Below are 16,976 nucleotides of genomic sequence, written 5' to 3'. Positions count from 1 at the left end.
GATCCCGCTCAAAAGTTGGAATCCTCTTCGGCCACCAGGATCTCGCGTTTGCCGGCGTGGTTGGCCTGGCCGACGATGCCTTCGAGCTCCATCCGCTCCATCAGCGACGCAGCGCGGTTGTAGCCGATCTGCAGCCGACGCTGAATATAGCTGGTGGAGGCCTTGCGGTCGCGCTTGACGATCGCGACCGCCTGCTGGAACAGATCGCCGCCGCCGTCGCCGCCCATGCCGGTGGCGTCGAACACTGCGCCATCCTCGCCCTCGGCCGGCTCCTCGGCGGTGACCGCCTCGAGATATTCGGGCGCGCCCTGCGCCTTCAGATGCTTGACGACTTTCTCGACTTCCTCGTCCGATACGAACGGGCCGTGGACGCGGCTGATGCGGCCGCCGCCCGCCATGTACAGCATGTCGCCCTGGCCGAGCAGTTGCTCGGCGCCCATTTCTCCCAGGATGGTCCGGCTGTCGATCTTCGACGTCACCTGGAAGGAGATGCGGGTCGGGAAGTTGGCCTTGATGGTGCCGGTGATGACGTCGACCGAGGGACGCTGGGTGGCCAGGATGACGTGCAGGCCGGCGGCGCGCGCCATCTGGGCAAGGCGCTGCACCGCGCCTTCGATGTCCTTGCCGGCGACCATCATCAGGTCGGCCATTTCGTCGACGATGATGACGATGTAGGGCAGCGGCTCGAGGTCGAGCTTTTCTTCCTCGTAGATCGCCTTGCCGGTCTCCTTGTCGAAGCCGGTGTGCACCGTACGGGTCAGCTCCTCGCCGCGCGCCTTCGCCTCGCCGAGCCTTGTATTGTAGCCGTCGATGTTGCGGACGCCGAGCTTGGCCATGCGCTTGTAGCGCTCTTCCATCTCGCGCACCGCCCATTTCAGGGCGACGACCGCTTTCTTCGGATCGGTGACGACGGGCGTCAAGAGATGCGGAATTCCGTCGTAGACCGACAGCTCGAGCATCTTCGGGTCGACCATGATCAGCCGGCACTGATCCGGCCGCAGCCGGTACACCAGACTGAGGATCATGGTGTTGATCGCGACCGACTTACCCGAGCCGGTGGTACCGGCGATCAGCAGATGCGGCATGCGGGCAAGGTCGACGATGATCGATTCGCCGCCGATGTTCTTGCCGAGGCACAGCGGCAGTTTGTGCACCGTCTCGTTGGAATCTTTGACGCTCAGCAATTCGCGCAGATAAACCTTCTCGCGATGCGCGTTCGGCAGCTCGATGCCGATCGCATTGCGACCCGGCACTACCGCGACGCGTGCCGACAGCGCGCTCATCGAACGGGCGATGTCGTCGGAGAGCCCGATCACGCGCGACGACTTGATGCCCGGCGCCGGCTCCAGCTCGTAAAGCGTCACCACCGGGCCCGGGCTCGCCTTGATGATCTCGCCGCGGACGCCGAAATCCTGCAGCACGCCTTCCAGCGCGCGCGAATTGGCTTCGAGCTCGGACTTGCTGAGCGGCTGCCGGTCCGAGGCCTTCGGGGCAGATAGAACGTTAACCGAGGGCAGGTCGAACCGCGCCTTTTTGGCGGCCGGTTTCGGCGCCGCTTTCTTGCGCGGCGCGCGGGCCACCGGAGGAGCTTCCTCCTCTTCGTCGTCCTCGTCTTCGATCTCGTCGACCGGCTCGGGTTCGTAGTCGTCGCGGTGATCGACCTCGGGAGCGATCGGCGGCGCGGCGCGGCCGCCGAGCCGCGGCTCCTGCCGCTCGAACGTCTGCTTGCCGGCGGCGGGCGCGCTGCTGACCAAGCCGCGATAGGACAGCTTCAGCAGCCGCCACAGCCGCGCCTTGGCGCTCAGCACCGCATGCACCAGCCAGCCGAGCGACACCGAGCCGCGGTCGGTTTCCTCTTCGTCCTCGAGTGGCAGATCGTCGTCGGCGGACGTCTCGTCGGGTTCGCGTTCGCGGGAGCCGAATCCGCTGGCGATCAGAAACGTCGCCAGCGTTGCAACGCCGAGGATGAAGCTGAGGATGACCCGGAAGATCAGGCCCGGGCCGAACACCAGCGACGGCGCCCGCACCAGCGCGTCGCCCACCACGCCGCCGAGCCCGGTCGGCAGCGGCCAGGCGGTGTCGTGCGGAAACGATGAGGCGAAGCCGGCGGCGCAGATCGTGCACAGGAACCAGGTGCCCATCCGCAGCGCGGTGCGATCGAACGGCCGGTGGTTGAGCATCCGCCAACCCCACACCGCGACCGGCATCAACAGTCCGATCGCGCCTAGACCGAGGATCTGCATCGCCAGGTCGGCGCCGATCGCGCCGGGATAGCCCAGCAGATTATGGATGCGCCGCGACGTCGCATGGCTGAGGCTCGGGTCCTGCACCGACCAGGTGGCGAGCGCAGCCGCCGCCACCGCGGCCACTGCGATCAGGCCGAAACCGGCGAGCTCGCGCAGCCGCCTCGCCAGGACCTCGCGTATCGAGGGCGGCAGGTGACCGACCAGGGGGAATGCTCGTTCGATCGCCGGCATGCTCATGGGGCCCTGCGCATCATCCGAGGATCCGCACCAAGCGATGCAGCGCCTCTGCCGTCGTTTCGCTGTCCTGCACCATCGCGATCCGGATATAACCCGCGCCCGGATTGCTGCCGTCGCTCTGCGTCCGCGCCAGATAGCTGCCCGGCACCACGCGGACGCCGCCGTCCTTGAACAGCTTCACCGCTGCGGCTTCGTCGCCGCCATGTGCGGACACGTCGAGCCACAGACAGAAGCCGCCGGCGGGACGCCGATAACCGTAACGTGCGCCGAGGATCTGATCGGCCAGATCGAATTTGAGCCGGTACAGACGCCGGTTCTCCTCGACATGGGCTTCATCGGAGTAAGCGGCGACCGCGACGTGCTGCAGCGGGATCGGCACCTGCGGCGCCGCGACGTTGCGCAGCTCGTGATAGGCTTTGAGAAAGCCCGCATCGCCGGCGACGAAGCCGACCCGCATCCCGGGCAGGTTCGATCGCTTCGACAGCGATTGGAAGACGACGACGTTGGAGAAGTCCGAACCCGCAGCCTGCAGCGCGCTGCAGGGCGCGATCTGGGTGTAGATCTCCGAGTAGCACTCGTCGCTGAGGATCATGAAGCCATAGCGATCGGCGAGCTGCTTCAGCCGCACGAAGTAATCGCGCGAGGCGACCGAGCCTTGCGGGTTCGCCGGTGATGCCAGATAGATCGCCACCGTGCGTTTCAGCGTCGCTTCGTCGAGCCCATCGAGATCCGGCAAGAAGCCGTTACCAAGCGTCGTCGGCAGGAACACCGCTTCGCAGCCGGCGGCGCGGGCGCCCGCCGCATAGGCCGGATAGAACGGATTGGGCATCAGGATCGCCGGCGTGCCGTCGCGCTTGGGCACGTAGCGCGCAGCCGCAATCGCGGCGAGAAACAACCCTTCGCGGCTGCCGTTCAGCACCAGCACTTCGCTCTCGGGATCGGGCGCGCGATCGAGCGCGAAGCGACTCGTCAGCCACGACGACGCAGCTTGTCGGAACGGCTCGATGCCTTTGGCGAGCGGATAGCGGCCGAATTCGGCGGTGTGACGCGCCAGCACCGCGCCGACGAAGTCGGGTACCGGATGTTGCGGTTCCCCGACCGACAGATTGATCAGGCTTTGGCCCGGCTGATACGGCGCCAGCAGTTCGGTCAGCCGCGCGAACGGCGAGCGCTCGCTCTGCCCGGTAGCGTCGACGCTGCCGGCCGCACGCGCCGGTGAGGTGGAAGCGGACAAAGCCATTCGAAATACGCCAGTTTTCACCGCGCCCGATCGGCAAGGCGGATCGAGCGGAAACAGATCAGCCACCATAGATACGGCGAGGTTAAGACGCGATTAACCATCGACGGGCGGCACGCGCTCTTCGATACGGACGCAGCTATACCGAGCGGGCAAGCTCTTCCGCCACCGCAGCTTTCAGCGCCGGCAGACCGCGGTGGATGGTGTCCCAGATCATCTGCGCCGCCACATCCTCGTAATCGTGCCGGTAGACGTTGCCCGATCCTGCAATTTGCTTCCAGGGAACCGAGGACGGTCGCTGCCTGACATCGTCGGATACGCGGCGGGACGCTTCCGAGATGATTTCGAGGCATCGCGTGACGGCATACACGGTCCGCAGATCAGCTTGAATTCAGCCTCCGTCAGACCGCCGGTGAATTCGATCGCGAGCTCGATGTGATGCCGGATGTCGCGAAGAGCAATCTCCGACGCATCAGAACGCATAGATCGCATCCGCCGTCGCGCTGGGCGCGACCCATGGCTTGAGCTGGTCACGATTCACGACGTCGACCGGATGGTCGAACAGGCCGGCGATGTAGTCCCTCAATTCCGTGTAGTCGAACACCGTGATGTGAGCAGCCGGATCGATTTCGACCAGAACATCGATATCGCTGTCGGGAAGGTTGGTACCACGCGCCATAGATCCGAACAGCGCCGCGCGCCGCACGCCGCGCGCACGTAACGGCGCCTCGGAGTTTCTCAGAATGGCGAGTGCGGTGCGGTGGTCCATAACCTCAGTATAGCAGACTTGCACTCGCGGTGCGTGCGTTCTGCTCCATAAAGAAAGGGGTCCCAGCTTGCGCTGGGACCCCTCGACGGTTCGGGCATTGCCGGGTATCTGCCCGAACCGTAGGTCCGGGCGCGGCGGTCAGGAGAACGCCGCGCCTTCGGGAGAACTTACATGTTGTAAGCGCGCTCGGTGTGCTCGACGAGGTCGAGGCCTTCGCGCTCGACTTCGACCGGGGCACGCAGTCCGACGATCACGTCGACGACCTTGAACAGGATCGCCGAACCGATGCCGGACAGCAGCAGCGTGGTGCCGACGCCCCAGCTCTGCGAGATCATCTGATTGGCGAAGTCGTATTCGCCGACCTTGCCGAGCGTGTAGTCGTACACGCCGGTGCCGCCGAGCGCCGGGTTCACCAGGATGCCGGTGCCGAGCGCGCCGATGATGCCGCCGACGCCGTGGACGCCGAACACGTCGAGCGAGTCGTCGTAGCCCAGCGCGTTCTTGATCACGGTGCAGAACAGCAGGCAGACCACGCCGGCGACGATGCCGAGCACGATCGCGCCCATCGGACCGGAGAAGCCGGCGGCCGGGGTGACCGCGACCAGACCGGCGATCGCACCGGACAGCGCGCCGAGAACCGAGGGATGACCCTTGAAGATCCACTCGGCGAACATCCAGGCCAGCGCCGCCGCCGCCGTGGCGACGAAGGTGTTGACCATGGCGAGCGCAGCACCGCCCGAGGCTTCGAGGTTCGAACCGGCGTTGAAGCCGAACCAGCCGACCCACAGCAGCGAGGCGCCGATCATCGTCATGGTCAGCGAGTGCGGAGCCATCAGCTCACGGCCGTAGCCGGTGCGCTTGCCGATCAGCAGGGCGCCGACCAGGCCGGTGATGCCGGCGTTGATGTGCACCACGGTGCCGCCGGCGAAGTCCAGCGCGCCCTTCTTGAACAGGAAGCCGCCGTCCGCCATGACTTCGTCGAGCTTGGCCTGCGCGGCCGCCTTGGCGGCTTCGTCGGTCGCGGCGGCGAGTGCCTTGACGGCGTCGTTGACCGCATCCGGACCGGCCCAGTACCAGACCATGTGCGCCATCGGCAGATAGATCAGGGTGATCCACAGCGGGATGAACAGCGCCACCGCGGCGAACCGGGTGCGTTCGGCGAAGGCGCCGACGATCAGCGCCGGGGTGATGGCGCAGAACGTCATCTGGAAGCAGACGAAGATCAGCTCGTTGATGTTGGCGTCGACGGTGAAGGTGCCGCCCATCGAATCGGTGGTGACGCCCGACAGGAAAGCCTTGGAGAAGCCGCCGATGAACTCCGAGCCGCCGGTGAAGGCCAGGCTGTAGCCGTACAGGGCCCAGATGATGCAGGCGACGCACACGGTGTAGAATACCTGCGCCAGCACCGAGAGCATGTTCTTGGAGCGGACCAGGCCGCCGTAGAACAGCGCCAGCCCGGGGATGGTCATCAGCAGCACCAGCACCGTCGAAGTCATCATCCAGGCGTTGTCGCCCTTGTTGATGGTCGGCGCCGCGAAGGCTGCGGTCGTCGCGAACGTGCCGGCGACGAGCACGGCCAATCCCGCGCCGTAGGGACGTTTGAACGTCATTTGTTGTCTCCTGAGTGAAGCAATGAAGGTGAGCGGGTCAGAGGGCGGCCGCGTCGGCTTCGCCGGTGCGGATGCGCACCGCGTGGTCGAGGCCGAGGACGAAGATCTTGCCGTCGCCGATCTGGCCGGTCTTGGCGGCGCTGGTGATCGCCTCGATGGTCTTCTCGACCTGCTCGTTGGCGATCGCGACCTCGATCTTGATCTTGGGCAGGAAGCTCACGGCATATTCGGCGCCGCGATAGATCTCCGTGTGACCCTTCTGCCGCCCGTATCCCTTCACTTCCGTCACCGTCAAACCGTGAACGCCAATGGCGGTCAGGGCGTCACGGACTTCTTCGAGTTTGAATGGCTTAATGATCGCCATAACAATTTTCATGGGTCCTATCCCCGCTAGGTCCCGACCGAAACGACCGGGAAATGATCTCGACTGAAATTCCCCACGCGGAGAGCATCACTACGCGGGCACAGCCGGCCAGCTAGAATCAAATGCCGTGCCAGTCGGTGCGGGCGTTGGAATCGTTTCGGAATCGACGCCTTTTTCGCCGCGCGGCACTGAGACACCGGCTGCGCTATTCCGTCGCGCCCAACGGATAGGCATATCTGATCAGGAATCGAGCACGCCAGCATCTCGACACAATGATTGCCCATCCCGAGGGCAGTGTGCGGTCCGAATGGCAGGTCGCGCGACGGCTCGCGTCGCGCGGCGCAATGGTTGCGTCAGAGCGCGTCGCTGTCGGTCTCGCCGGTGCGGATTCGCAGCGCGCGGTCGATCGGCGAGACGAAGATCTTGCCGTCGCCGATCTGGCCGGTGCGGGCGCCGCGGGTGATGACCTCGACCGCCTTGTCGGCGAGCGCGGAATCCACCGCGATCTCGATCCGCAGCTTCGGCAGGAAATTCACGATATATTCGGCGCCGCGATAGATCTCGGTGTGGCCGCGCTGGCGGCCGTACCCCTTCACCTCGGTCACGGTCATGCCGTGGACGCCGATCTCGGTGAGCGCCTGGCGCACCTCGTCCAGCTTGAAGGGTTTGATGATGGCGACGACGAGTTTCATGCGTTAGCCCCTGATTCGCGCATAGCTTTCCGACACCGCCGCAGCGGTGCTCTGCTCCCGTGTATATGCCGGGTTTCGCAGCAGCGCGCGCAGAAAATAGGCCGATTGACGGTGCGGAGGAGCGGCCGCGCCGCCACCTCAGCTCTTCGGCGGCTCGCGACGCTCGCGGATCGAGCCCTCCTGCACCACGGAGGCGACCAGGGTGCCGTCGGTCTTGAAGATCTGGCCGCGGGTCAGAGCGCGGCCGCCCTGGGCGGATGGGGAATCCTGCGCGTACAGCAGCCATTCGTCGGCGCGGAACGGGCGGTGAAACCACATCGCGTGGTCGAGGCTGGCCGGCATCATCCGCTTGTCGAACAGGGTGCGGCCGTAGCGCGCCATCGCGGCGTCGAGCAGCGAAAAGTCCGACGCATAGGCCAGCGCGCACATGTGCAGCGCCGGGTCGTCGGGCAGCTTGGCGGCGGTCTTGATCCAGACGTGGATCCGTCCGTCATCGATCTTCTGGCCGAAATAGCGCGACAGCTCCACCGGGCGCAGTTCGATCGGCCGATCCGATTCGTAATAGCGCTTGATGAAGTCCGGCATCTCCTTGAAGAACGGCTGCTTGATGATCTCCTCGGCCGACAGGGCGTCGGGCGGTGGCACGTCCGGCATCCTGTCCTGATGGTCGAAATTGGTCGGCTCGTCGTCATGGAACGACATCATCAGCGAGAAGATCGCATTGCCGTGCTGAATCGCGGTGACCCGCCGGGTGGTGTAGCTCTTGCCGTCGCGCAGCCGTTCGACCTGATAGATGATCGGCACCTGCGGGTCGCCGGGCAGAATGAAATAGCAATGCAGCGAGTGTGGCAGCCGGTTCTCGACGGTGCGGCACCCAGCCACCATCGCCTGGCCGATCACCTGGCCGCCGAAGACGCGCTGCCAGCTCGTCTTCGGGCTGGTGCCGCGAAACAGGTTCACCTCGATCGGTTCGAGATCGAGGATCGAAATCAGGTCGATCAGGCTTTTGGACACCGTGCGCTCCCATCAAGCGCCGGGCCGTGATTTCACACTGCCGGCGATGTCTGTTAGAACCCCCGACGTTCGACGGGGTTGTTCCTGAACCTGTTTCGCCCAGCTCCGACCATGGCGCAAGAGTGAGAAAAATGACGGCACCGCGAAGCATTGTCATCGGAGGCGGCGCGTTCGCCGGTCTGGCGCTGGCGCTGGCGCTTCGCCAGGGGCTCGGGCCGGAGGTGCCGGTGATCGTCGCCGATCCGGCGCTGGCGATGCGGCCGAGCAAGGATCCGCGCGCCACCGCGATCGTGGCTGCGTGCCGGCGGCTGTTCGAGGCGCTCGAGGTGTGGGACGAGGTGGCGCCGACCGCGCAGCCGATCGTCGACATGATCGTCACCGACAGCCATCTCGAAGATGCGACCCGGCCGGTGTTCCTGACGTTTGCGGGCGAAGTGCAGCCGGGCGAGCCGTTCGCCCACATGGTCGAGAACAAATATCTGGTCGAGGCGCTGGCCCGGCGCGCCGAGGCCGAAGGCGTCGAGCTGCGCGCCACGCCCGTCACCTCCTACGATGCGCGCCCCGAAGCGATCGGCGTCACCCTCGGCGACGGCAGCGTGATCGACGCCAGCCTGCTGGTTGCCGCCGACGGCGCCAGGTCGAAGCTGCGCCAGCGCGCCGGCATCGCCACCTATGGCTGGGACTACGACCAGTCGGGTATCGTCGTCACCGTCGAACACGAGCGCGACCACAATGGCTGCGCCGAAGAGCATTTCCTGCCCGCCGGTCCGTTCGCGATCCTGCCGCTCACCGGCCGGCGCTCGTCGCTGGTATGGAGCGAGAGCCGCCGCGATGCCGAGCGGATCGTCGCGCTGCCGGAGAAGGAATTCCAGCGTGAGCTGGAGAAGCGGTTCGGGCTGCGGCTCGGCGACGTCAAGCCGCTCGACAAGCCGAAGTCTTTTCCGCTCGGCTATTTCGTGGCGCAGTCGTTCATCGCGCCGCGGCTGGCGCTGATCGGCGACGCCGCGCATGTGATTCATCCGATCGCCGGGCAGGGCCTCAATATGGGTCTGCGCGACGTTGCGGCGCTGGCCGAAGTGGTGGTGGATGCGGCGCGTCTCGGGACCGATCCCGGGCAGGTCGACGTGCTGGAGCGCTATCAGCGCTGGCGGCGGTTCGACACCATGGCGATGGGCGTCGCCACCAACGGGCTGAATTTCCTGTTCTCCAACAATTCGCCGCTGTTGCGCGGAATTCGCGATATCGGCCTCGGCCTGGTCGACCGTCTGCCGCCGCTGAAGGGCGCGTTCATCCGCCAGGCTGCCGGCCTGACCGGCGAAATCCCGCGGCTGCTGAAGGGCGAAGCGCTGTAACCCGGCGCGGAAGCGGGGTCGACCCGCCACCTCCGCCGTCGTGGAAGGTCATCAGCCTCTCACCGAATCGCAAGCTCGGTCCCTCGCCCGCAGGCGAGCGAGGTGTGCTGTGCTCGGGCTGTCGCCCACCTCACCCGATCTTCCGCGCCTCTTCGGGGAGCATGATCGGGATACCGTCCCGGATCGGATAAGCGAGCTTGGCGCCGCGCGAGATCAGCTCCTGGCGGGCGGCATCGAATTCCAGCGGTCCCTTGGTGATGGGACAGACCAGAATGTCGAGCAGCTTGCGATCGACGGCATCGGGCCGCTCGGACGGCGAAAAGGTCATGGCTTCAGTCTCCAGAACAACGGGCTGGCTCGGGCTTGATCGGACAGCGGCACGGCGGCGTCAACGCGCGCGCGCAAATGCGGCGCCCTACTGCAACGGCGGGTCGCCGCTGGTGCGTTTCTTGGCAAGGTCCATTTCGGTGACGGCGATCAGGATCTCGGCCCGGGTCTTCAGGTCGGGCGCCTCCAGCAATGCCTGCTTCTCCGGCGGCCCGTAGGGCGACATCATCGCCAGCGCGTTGACCAGCGCCTCGTTCGGCGCGCTCTCGACGCCGTCCCAATCGACCTTCAGATTGTTGGCCTTGAGGAAGTCGGTCAGCACCGCGAGCAGCGTCTCACGATCGACCTCGTCTTCGCCCTTGCGCGCCACGAAGTCGTCGACGAACGGGAAATAGTCGACCTTGCACTGCCGGTACGGCGTCAGCACCTGGAGCTCCTCGACCACCTTGAAGCGCGACACCCCGGTCAGCTCCAGGATGTAGCGGCCGTCGCCGGACTCGGCGAGCTGGGTGATCCGCCCGACGCAGCCGACGCTGAACAGCGCCGGCTTCTCGGCGGCTTCCGAGGAATGCGCCGTGTCGGGCTGAATCATGCCGATCAGCCGATGGCCGTCGCGCAGCGCGTCGTCGATCATCGCCAGATAGCGGGGCTCGAAGATGTTCAGCGGCATCTGCCCGCGCGGCAACAGCAGTGCTCCCGGCAGCGGAAACACCGGTATCACCTCGGGGAGGTCGGCTGGACCGCGATAGGCGGCATTGATCGGCATCGCCGGCTCCGCGTTCGAGGATTGCGACTACGAGAACAGGATCGTCGACAGCCGCTTGCGGCCTTCGATGGTGGCGTCGTCGGTCGGACCCCAGGCTTCGAAGAACTGCACGAGCTGCTTGCGGGCGCCGTCGTCGTTCCATTTGCGGTCGCGCTTGACGATATCGAGCAGATGACCGGTCGCCTCCTCGCGCCGACCCGCCGCGTTGAGGGCGACGGCGAGGTCGAATCGCGCCTGATGATCGAGCGGATCGGCGGCGACCTTCTGTTCCAGCTCGGCGATCGGACCGAGCGATTCGGCCTGCTCGGCGAGGTCGATCATCGCTTGGACCGCCTTGACGGCGGCGTCCTCGCGACCGGCCTCCGCGACGAGGGCCAGCGTTTTCTTGGCCTGCTCGGTGGCGCCGGTCTGCATGTAGCAGCGCGCCAGCCCGGCGATCGCCGGAATGTTCGCGGCGTCGGAGCGCAGCACCTCGGCATAGATCGACGCCGCGGTCTGGACGTCGCCCTCAGCCAGGATCGCTTCCGCCTCCTGCAGCAATTCGGCCGCCGAAGGCGCCCCGCCCGGCATGCCGGCAGTCAGCTTTTCGATGAAGGCGTTGACCTGGCTTTCGGGCACTGCGCCCATGAAGCCGTCGGCCGGGCGGCCGTCGACGAAAGCGATCACTGCGGGAATCGACTGAATCCCCATCTGGCCGGGGATCGACGGATGCTCGTCGATGTTCATCTTGACCAGTTTGACCTTGCCGCTCGCGGCGCGGACGGCCTTTTCCAGCATCGGCGTGAGCTGCCGGCACGGACCGCACCACGGCGCCCAGAAGTCGATCAGAACCGGCTGCTGCTTGGATTCCTCGATGACGTCGCGGACGAAGCTCTGGGTCGTGGTGTCCTTGATCAGATCGGCGGCGGCCTGAGACGCCGCACCGCTGCCCTGCTCCATAATCGTCACGTGATCCCCTCGCTGCTGTCGGTCCGGTATTCGCCATTTTAGCACGGCCCCAGCTCTAGATGGCGCAGGAAGTTGGTTTTGCAACGGGAACCGGCCCCGGCGCTGCCGTTGAGATCGGCGCCGGCGCGGCTTCGGCGGCTGTTTCGCTGCGGGCCGCTCGGAGTCGGTCGCATTTAAGCCGAACGTCCCCGGTCCGGTCCTCTGACGGCAAAAAAGCCGGCACATGAAATGTCGAACGGCTGTTGCAATCGCCCGCGGCATTTGGCATAGGACTGCCCACGGTCGTGCCTACGGCGCGCCGTTTCTCGGATGCGGGTGTAGCTCAGGGGTAGAGCACAACCTTGCCAAGGTTGGGGTCGAGGGTTCGAATCCCTTCGCCCGCTCCAGAGACAAGCTGTCCGGTCAGCGTTCCTTTAGCCGACTATACTACCAGCGCAGTGCGGATGCTTGTGTCCGGGGCGACGGATTGTCGTCCGGGAACTTGAACCATTCGCGATTCCGGGGTCCGAAGGACAGCGCGTGTCTCTACAGAGTCGGATCGGCCAGACCTGGCTGGGCGAACGATGCGGAATCTGAAATAGGTCGGCCCCCGATCGCCAAGCAGAGCATCAGGAGCCAGCCGGTCCGCCTATGCTGTTCTACGACCCCCTGTTTCTGACCTGCTTTCCGCTGCTCTACGTGCTGTATTTCGCAGCCGACGCGGCGCGGACCAAGCGCTGGATCCTGCTGATCGGCAGCGGGCTGTTCTATCTCTGGGGCGAGCCGCTGTTCGTGCCGGTGGTGGTCGTCTCGGCGCTGATCGACCATCTGCTGGCGCGGCAGATCGTTCGCACCGAAAGCGCCGCGACCCGGCGCACGCTGCTGGCGCTCGGCGTGGTACAGAACCTCGCGATCCTGATCGTCTACAAATACACCAGCTTCGCGCTGGAGAGCCTGAACGTGCTGCTCGCCGCCGGCAAGCTCGGTGCGCTGCCGGTGTGGCAGATCGCGCTGCCGATCGGGGTGTCGTTCGTCACCTTCGAGAAGATCACCTATCTGGTCGATACCTATCGGGGCGTGTCGCAGCCGGCGCGGCGGTTCTCCGACTACTGCCTGTTCGTGTTCTTCTTTCCCAAGCTGCTGGCCGGACCGATCCTCAAATATCACGAGATCGATCGCCAGATCGCCGTGCCGCGCGGATTCGACTGGAACGATTGCGGCGCAGGCTTGGCGCGGTTCGCCCAAGGCGCGTTCAAGAAGCCGCTGATCGCCGATCCGCTCGGCCACTATGCCGATCAGGTGTTCGGCGCCGATCCGGCGACGCTGTCGATGGGAGCCGCGTGGCTCGGTACGGTCTGTTTCACGCTGCAGATCTATTTCGACTTCTCCGGCTATTCCGACATGGCGATCGGGATCGCCCGAATGCTCGGCTTCTCGCTGCGCGAGAACTTCAACATGCCGTATATCTCCCGCTCGATCACCGAGTTCTGGCGGCGCTGGCACATCTCGCTCACCACCTGGATCCGCGACTATCTGTACATCCCGCTGGGCGGCAACCGCGGCGGCGCGTTTCTCACCTATCGCAATCTCTGGATCTGCTTCCTGCTGTCGGGGCTGTGGCACGGCGCGAGCTGGAACTTCGTGCTGTGGGGCGCCTATAACGGACTGTTCCTGACGCTCGACCGGATGTTCCTCGAACGCTGGCTGCAACGCAGCGGCGCGGTGATCGCCACGGCGGCGACGCTGCTGATCGTGATGCTCGGCTGGGTGATCTTCCGCTCCCCGGATGCGGCGCATCTCGGTGGCTTCTTCGCCGCGCTCGCCGGCTTCGGTCAGGCGACCGCGTGGCTGCCGCCGCCGGTCTCGGTGCTGTGGACGGCGACACTCGGAATAGCGCTGAGCCTGATCCCGGCCCTTCCGGTCTTTGGCTCGCTGTGCGCGGCCTGGCGCAGCGTTAGTGTACTTCGGCTCGCCGGCTATGTCGGACTCGGCGCGCTGGGAACGATCGCGATCGCGCGGGCGGTGGCGATTCCGTTTCAGCCTTTCATCTATTTCCGGTTCTGATCATGGCGGCGCTCACCACATCACGGGGACGATGGCTGCGGCGGCTGGCAGCGGGCGCCTTCCTCGCGATGCCGGCGTGGACGCTGTGGAATCTCGCGGTGCCGTCGCACGCGGTTCGGATCGGGCCGGCGCTGGTCGGCGTCACGCAACAGCGGCCGCTCGACGTCTCGCTGCACGGCTTCCTCGACGGCGCATTGCAGAAGGTGGCGGCGCTGCGGATCGCGGACGCGATGCCGCTGCGGCGTACGCTGATCCGGCTCAACAACCAGATCGCCTATTCGCTATTCGGTGAGATCGTCGCGCCCGGCGTCCTGGTCGGGCGCGATGGCCAGCTCGTGCAGCGCAGCTATTTGGAAGAGTATTGCTCGCGCACGATCGGACAGGCCGACGCGATGGCGGACGCCGCGATTCCGCTGCTACGCGACATCCAGGCGTTTTATCGCGGCCGGGGCGGCGGGTTTCTCTACATCGTGACGCCGTCCAAGGTCGCCGATATGCCGGACAAGTTCACGCATCTGATGACGTGCCCGAGCACGCCCCAGGCGCGCGCCGAGCTCGTCCCCGCTTATGTGGCACGGCTGCGCGCCGCCGGCATCGAGGTCGTCGATGCTGCGTCCTCGACTCATGCGCGCCGGCACGGCGATGCCGTCGAGCCGTTCCCGCGCGGCGGTATCCATTGGAACGAACTGGCAATGGCGCGGGCGAGCCGGCAGATCGTCGACGCCGTCAACGCCCAGGTGGGGCGGGAATTGCTGCCGCCGTTCAGCTTTACCGCGCGGATCGTGCGGCCGGCGGAGGGGCGTGACCGCGATCTGGCGGAGCTTGCCAATCTCTTGGTGGCGCCGATCGATTACCCGGCGCCGAAGCTGACCTACAGCCATCCGCCATGTGCCGGCCGCGAGGCGACGCGAATCGACGCGGCGATCGTCGGCACCAGCTTTGTCGATCCGGTCAGCGAAGTCCTGACCGAACAGGCCTGCCTGACCCGGCTCGGGCAGTACTTCTATCTCAAGCTCGGCCGCTCCCGCGGCGGCGTGCGCCAGGACCATCTGTCCGAGGCCGACCTGCGCGAAGTCCGCGACGTCGATCTGATGCTGCTCGAAGAGAACGAAAGCCTGATCGGACGGCAGCAGTACTTGTCGCTGCTGCACCAGATCGTCACGACGCCCTGAGTTTGATCTTGCCGAAATGAAAGCGGGCCCCGCACGGGATGACGCCGCGCGGAGCCCGCTGCATCGCCGGCGCAGGGACCCGGCGACAACTGGTGGCCGTGCGGGATGCCGCACGACCGTTCCCGATCACTCCTCTCGCGCCCAGCTCGCCCGCCGGACGGCGCGTTCGCACAGGAAGTCGAGGGTGAAGCCGATCAGGCCGATGATCACCACGGTGGCGGCGAGCCGGTCGTATTCGAGCGTGTCGCGGGCGTCGTTGATGGCGTAGCCGAGCCCGGAGGTGACGCCGAGGAATTCGGCCGGCACCAGCACGATCCAGGCGACGCCGACGGCGAGGCGGATGCCGGCCAGCGAATCCTGCATGATTGCCGGCACGATGATGGTGAACAGCATGTGCCAGGGCCGGGCGCCGAGATTGCGCGCGACCTTGAACCAGGCGGGATCGATCCGCCGGAAGCCGTGCGCGGTCGAGAACAGGATCGGCCAGATCGCCGCGACGCCGATCAGGAACACGATCGCGCCGTTCCAGCTCGAAAACGCCATCACGGCGATCGGCATCCAAGCCAGCGGCGAGATCATCCGCAGGAACTGGAACGGCACCGAACTGGCCTGGCGCATGCCCTTGAACCGGCCGACCAGGATTCCCAGCGGCACGCCGAGCACGATTGCCCAGGCGAGCCCGCCGCCGATCCGCGCCAGGCTCGGCAGCGCCATCTTGGCCGCCTCGCCGGAGACCAGCATCGACCACAGCCGTTCGAAGGTGGGCAGCGGCGCGAAATCGGCGAAGCTGGCGGTCCGTGGATTGGCCGCGACGATCGCGCCGCCGATCCACCACACCGCGAGCAGCGTGGCGATGCCGAGCAGCACATAGCCGAAGCTGCGTGCCGGACCGGCGAGGCGTCCGCTCGTCCGCCGCGAAGTCGCGACTGCCGGGGCGTCGTCGAGGGTGAGGTCGAGACTCACAGCGCCAGCACCTCGGTACGGGTGAACGGATCGGCCGGATCGACGCTCGGCGAGGACTTCCAGTCCGGATACTTCATCATCGCCTGTTTGACGAAGTCGTAGTTCACCAGATCCTTGGCGACGAAATCCGGATCGAGCTTCTTCAGGAACGTGGTGTCGCCGGAGACGACGGTGTCGTTCATTGCCTCCACGATCAGCTTGGTGGCGGACGGATACGGCCATGGCTGGAAGTCGATCCTGCCGATCTTCCAATCCGGATGGGTGATGGCGCCGGTCTCGGCATAGGCTTTGTCGTCGTAGTAGGTCATCGCCCGTTCGATCACCGCGGCCGGCAGCGGCAGATAGCCCTCGCCGTCCTTCGAAAGCAGCCTGGCGACCTCCTTCTTGTTGGCGCTGGCGTAGATCTCGGCGCGAACCAGCGCGTTCAACACCTTCTGGGTCCACTCCGGCTTCTTCGTCGTCACCTCCTCGTTCATGCACAGCACGCAGCAGGGATGGTTCTTCCAGATGTCGCCGGTGAAGCGGAGCATCCGGCCGCCGGCCTTGGTCTCGCCGAGCGCATTGAACGGTTCGGCGACGATGTAGGCGTCGATCTTCTTGGCGGCGAGCGCCGGCGGCATGTCGGGCGGCGCCATCACCTGCAGATTGCATTCGTCGGGAGCAAGCTGTTCGCCCTGGCCCTTGATCACCGGCTTGATGCCGGATTTGCGCAGCGCGTATTGCAGCACGATGTTGTGCATCGAGTACCAGAACGGCACCGCGACCTGCCTGCCTCCGAGATCCTTGAACGACTGGATTCCGGTTTCGCCGCCGACCACCAGGCCCGAACCGTTGGTGTGCGCCCAGGCCATGATCTTGACCGGGAAGTTGTTGTTGTAGCGCATCCACACCGGGATCGGTTTGAGCAGGTGCACCAGGTTGAACTTGCCGGCCGCAAAACTCTCGACCAGCGGCGACCAGCCGCGGATCAGGGTCGGGCGCTCGGCTTCCAGCCCTTCGTCCTTGAAGTAACCCATGCCGTGCGCGACCAAGAGCGCGGTGGCGTCGGTGATCGGCAGGTAGCCGATCCGCACCACCTCGTCGTCGGCCGCGCGCGCGGCCTGGCCGAAGCCGCCCAGCATGGTGCCGAGCGCGGCAAGGCCGCCGGCCGCGAGCATATCCAGCGTCTGCCGCCGGGTGATCCTGAAGCGATCGTCTTCCGGGTGGACGACGTCATCTCCGCAATTGATGCACATA

16 protein-coding genes and 1 tRNA gene are annotated in these 16,976 nt (G+C 65.9%); 4 read left to right on the top strand and 13 right to left on the bottom strand.

The window, feature by feature from the left end; all coding sequences use genetic code 11:
* Positions 1 to 8: 8 nt before the first annotated feature.
* The 8 genes from FLL57_RS21085 to tesB form a co-directional block, all read right to left on the bottom strand.
* Positions 9 to 2,483 (bottom strand): DNA translocase FtsK, encoded by a 2,475-nt coding sequence (locus tag FLL57_RS21085; protein WP_013500189.1) that lies wholly within the window; start codon positions 2,481 to 2,483, stop codon positions 9 to 11.
* A gap of 13 nt (positions 2,484 to 2,496) precedes the next feature.
* On the bottom strand, positions 2,497 to 3,723 hold the full coding sequence (locus FLL57_RS21080) for an aminotransferase class I/II-fold pyridoxal phosphate-dependent enzyme (protein WP_013500190.1): 1,227 nt from the start codon (positions 3,721 to 3,723) through the stop codon (positions 2,497 to 2,499).
* A 136-nt stretch (positions 3,724 to 3,859) separates the two neighbouring features.
* On the bottom strand, positions 3,860 to 4,090 hold the full coding sequence (locus tag FLL57_RS21075; RefSeq protein ID WP_185966167.1) for a HepT-like ribonuclease domain-containing protein: 231 nt from the start codon (positions 4,088 to 4,090) through the stop codon (positions 3,860 to 3,862).
* A gap of 102 nt (positions 4,091 to 4,192) precedes the next feature.
* On the bottom strand, positions 4,193 to 4,489 hold the full coding sequence (locus FLL57_RS21070) for a nucleotidyltransferase family protein (RefSeq protein ID WP_142883935.1): 297 nt from the start codon (positions 4,487 to 4,489) through the stop codon (positions 4,193 to 4,195).
* Positions 4,490 to 4,656: 167 nt separating this feature from the next.
* Positions 4,657 to 6,099, bottom strand: coding sequence for an ammonium transporter (locus FLL57_RS21065; RefSeq protein WP_013500193.1), 1,443 nt, complete (start codon positions 6,097 to 6,099; stop codon positions 4,657 to 4,659).
* A gap of 37 nt (positions 6,100 to 6,136) precedes the next feature.
* Positions 6,137 to 6,475 carry a P-II family nitrogen regulator gene (locus FLL57_RS21060; RefSeq protein ID WP_013500194.1) on the bottom strand — a complete coding sequence of 113 codons (339 nt, stop codon included), beginning with the start codon at positions 6,473 to 6,475 and terminating at the stop codon, positions 6,137 to 6,139.
* Positions 6,476 to 6,816: 341 nt separating this feature from the next.
* Positions 6,817 to 7,155 (bottom strand): P-II family nitrogen regulator, encoded by a 339-nt coding sequence (locus tag FLL57_RS21055; protein ID WP_013500195.1) that lies wholly within the window; start codon positions 7,153 to 7,155, stop codon positions 6,817 to 6,819.
* A gap of 138 nt (positions 7,156 to 7,293) precedes the next feature.
* Complete coding sequence (gene tesB / locus FLL57_RS21050) at positions 7,294 to 8,169, bottom strand: acyl-CoA thioesterase II (RefSeq protein WP_013500196.1); 876 nt, start codon at positions 8,167 to 8,169, stop codon at positions 7,294 to 7,296.
* A 131-nt stretch (positions 8,170 to 8,300) separates the two neighbouring features.
* Between tesB and FLL57_RS21045 the strand changes: the two genes are divergently transcribed.
* Positions 8,301 to 9,521 carry a ubiquinone biosynthesis hydroxylase gene (locus tag FLL57_RS21045; RefSeq protein WP_142883934.1) on the top strand — a complete coding sequence of 407 codons (1,221 nt, stop codon included), beginning with the start codon at positions 8,301 to 8,303 and terminating at the stop codon, positions 9,519 to 9,521.
* Positions 9,522 to 9,651: 130 nt separating this feature from the next.
* On the opposite strand, the gene FLL57_RS21040 is transcribed toward FLL57_RS21045, so the two are convergent.
* The 3 genes from FLL57_RS21040 to trxA form a co-directional block, all read right to left on the bottom strand.
* Complete coding sequence (locus tag FLL57_RS21040; RefSeq protein WP_142883933.1) at positions 9,652 to 9,849, bottom strand: Trm112 family protein; 198 nt, start codon at positions 9,847 to 9,849, stop codon at positions 9,652 to 9,654.
* Between the two features lie 87 nt (positions 9,850 to 9,936).
* Positions 9,937 to 10,614 (bottom strand): LON peptidase substrate-binding domain-containing protein, encoded by a 678-nt coding sequence (locus tag FLL57_RS21035; protein ID WP_013500199.1) that lies wholly within the window; start codon positions 10,612 to 10,614, stop codon positions 9,937 to 9,939.
* A gap of 27 nt (positions 10,615 to 10,641) precedes the next feature.
* Entirely contained in the window at positions 10,642 to 11,562 is a 921-nt protein-coding gene (gene trxA, locus FLL57_RS21030; protein WP_142883932.1) for a thioredoxin, read from the bottom strand.
* Positions 11,563 to 11,873: 311 nt separating this feature from the next.
* Here trxA and FLL57_RS21025 point away from each other — a divergent pair.
* The 3 genes from FLL57_RS21025 to FLL57_RS21015 all read left to right on the top strand — a co-directional run bounded on the left by FLL57_RS21025 (position 11,874) and on the right by FLL57_RS21015 (position 14,777).
* Positions 11,874 to 11,948, top strand: a tRNA-Gly gene (locus FLL57_RS21025).
* 244 nt (positions 11,949 to 12,192) lie between these two features.
* Complete coding sequence (locus tag FLL57_RS21020; protein WP_142883931.1) at positions 12,193 to 13,605, top strand: MBOAT family O-acyltransferase; 1,413 nt, start codon at positions 12,193 to 12,195, stop codon at positions 13,603 to 13,605.
* A 2-nt stretch (positions 13,606 to 13,607) separates the two neighbouring features.
* Positions 13,608 to 14,777 carry an alginate O-acetyltransferase AlgX-related protein gene (locus tag FLL57_RS21015; RefSeq protein WP_142883930.1) on the top strand — a complete coding sequence of 390 codons (1,170 nt, stop codon included), beginning with the start codon at positions 13,608 to 13,610 and terminating at the stop codon, positions 14,775 to 14,777.
* Between the two features lie 126 nt (positions 14,778 to 14,903).
* On the opposite strand, the gene FLL57_RS21010 is transcribed toward FLL57_RS21015, so the two are convergent.
* The gene (locus tag FLL57_RS21010) at positions 14,904 to 15,740 is read right to left on the bottom strand and encodes an ABC transporter permease (protein ID WP_142883929.1); all 837 of its coding nucleotides are present in this window, start codon (positions 15,738 to 15,740) and stop codon (positions 14,904 to 14,906) included.
* Complete coding sequence (locus tag FLL57_RS21005) at positions 15,737 to 16,975, bottom strand: ABC transporter substrate-binding protein (protein ID WP_013500204.1); 1,239 nt, start codon at positions 16,973 to 16,975, stop codon at positions 15,737 to 15,739. The genes FLL57_RS21010 and FLL57_RS21005 overlap by 4 nt, the downstream gene beginning before the upstream one ends.
* Position 16,976: the final 1 nt, after the last annotated feature.

The sequence above is a fragment of the Rhodopseudomonas palustris genome (assembly GCF_007005445.1).
GTDB classification, from domain to species: Bacteria; Pseudomonadota; Alphaproteobacteria; order Rhizobiales; family Xanthobacteraceae; genus Rhodopseudomonas; species Rhodopseudomonas palustris_G.
This window is presented reverse-complemented; position numbering and strand designations above follow the sequence as displayed.

Bases quoted from the DNA above. Each gene is read 5' to 3' on its own strand.
- FLL57_RS21085 (WP_013500189.1), bottom strand. From the start codon at position 2,483: ATGAGCATGCCGGCGATCGAACGAGCATTCCCCCTGGTCGGTCACCTG.
- FLL57_RS21080 (WP_013500190.1), bottom strand. From the start codon at position 3,723: ATGGCTTTGTCCGCTTCCACCTCACCGGCGCGTGCGGCCGGCAGCGTC.
- FLL57_RS21070 (WP_142883935.1), bottom strand. From the start codon at position 4,489: ATGGACCACCGCACCGCACTCGCCATTCTGAGAAACTCCGAGGCGCCG.
- FLL57_RS21065 (WP_013500193.1), bottom strand. From the start codon at position 6,099: ATGACGTTCAAACGTCCCTACGGCGCGGGATTGGCCGTGCTCGTCGCC.
- FLL57_RS21060 (WP_013500194.1), bottom strand. From the start codon at position 6,475: ATGAAAATTGTTATGGCGATCATTAAGCCATTCAAACTCGAAGAAGTC.
- FLL57_RS21055 (WP_013500195.1), bottom strand. From the start codon at position 7,155: ATGAAACTCGTCGTCGCCATCATCAAACCCTTCAAGCTGGACGAGGTG.
- FLL57_RS21045 (WP_142883934.1), top strand. From the start codon at position 8,301: ATGACGGCACCGCGAAGCATTGTCATCGGAGGCGGCGCGTTCGCCGGT.
- FLL57_RS21040 (WP_142883933.1), bottom strand. From the start codon at position 9,849: ATGACCTTTTCGCCGTCCGAGCGGCCCGATGCCGTCGATCGCAAGCTG.
- FLL57_RS21035 (WP_013500199.1), bottom strand. From the start codon at position 10,614: ATGCCGATCAATGCCGCCTATCGCGGTCCAGCCGACCTCCCCGAGGTG.
- FLL57_RS21020 (WP_142883931.1), top strand. From the start codon at position 12,193: ATGCTGTTCTACGACCCCCTGTTTCTGACCTGCTTTCCGCTGCTCTAC.
- FLL57_RS21015 (WP_142883930.1), top strand. From the start codon at position 13,608: ATGGCGGCGCTCACCACATCACGGGGACGATGGCTGCGGCGGCTGGCA.
- FLL57_RS21005 (WP_013500204.1), bottom strand. From the start codon at position 16,975: ATGTGCATCAATTGCGGAGATGACGTCGTCCACCCGGAAGACGATCGC.